A 591-nucleotide genomic window follows, 5' to 3' on the forward strand; every position below is an offset into this window, starting at 1 on the left:
ATGAGCCGGTGCGGCCCCGGATACGAACCGCTCGGCGGGACTCCATTCACTTCACGTCGATACCGAGAGCTGGTTGGTCAAGCTAACGACACGTCGCAACGCCAACATTGCCGCCGTGGCTCTAGCCAACAAGACAGCGCGCGTCGTGTGGGCGCTCCTCGCGCACGATCGAGAGTTCGAGCCCGACTACAAGAAGGCGGCCGCGTAGTTCACCAAAACGAGGTCCCAGCAGAGTTCAACGAAGGAGGATCACACACCACCGATTGCTCAGGCGATTCATGCAGTGATGGCAAGACAGGTCAGACCGTGGTTGGCACAACCCGCGCCGCGCGAGGCACCCAGAGTGCGTGTAAGCGATCGAGGCGCCGACCAGCAAAACCCATCAGGGACAGCGAGCAGGTCTCGCAACAGAAGTCCGGATGTACGGGTGCAATCTTCCCCTTCGGGCCGTCATGAAATGAAAGCTTGGCAAGTCGGGGGCGTCCATGTACGCGCGGCGATCCCAGGCCTGCTGCCCGGCGAAGTGATCAGTTGGCGGTGACGGCCGAGGTCCAGCGATGTGGCAGCAACTCAGCGATGCGGCTGGCAGGC

The 591-nt window shown here is 62.3% G+C and carries 1 pseudogene; it reads left to right on the top strand.

Annotated elements, in window-relative coordinates:
• Positions 1-88: 88 nt before the first annotated feature.
• A pseudogene (locus tag D3A59_RS25090) lies at positions 89-208 on the top strand (IS110 family transposase); the annotation flags it as partial.
• Between the last annotated feature and the right edge of the window lie 383 nt (positions 209-591).

Source organism: Caldimonas tepidiphila, assembly GCF_003569765.1.
GTDB classification, from domain to species: domain Bacteria; phylum Pseudomonadota; class Gammaproteobacteria; order Burkholderiales; family Burkholderiaceae_C; genus Caldimonas; species Caldimonas tepidiphila.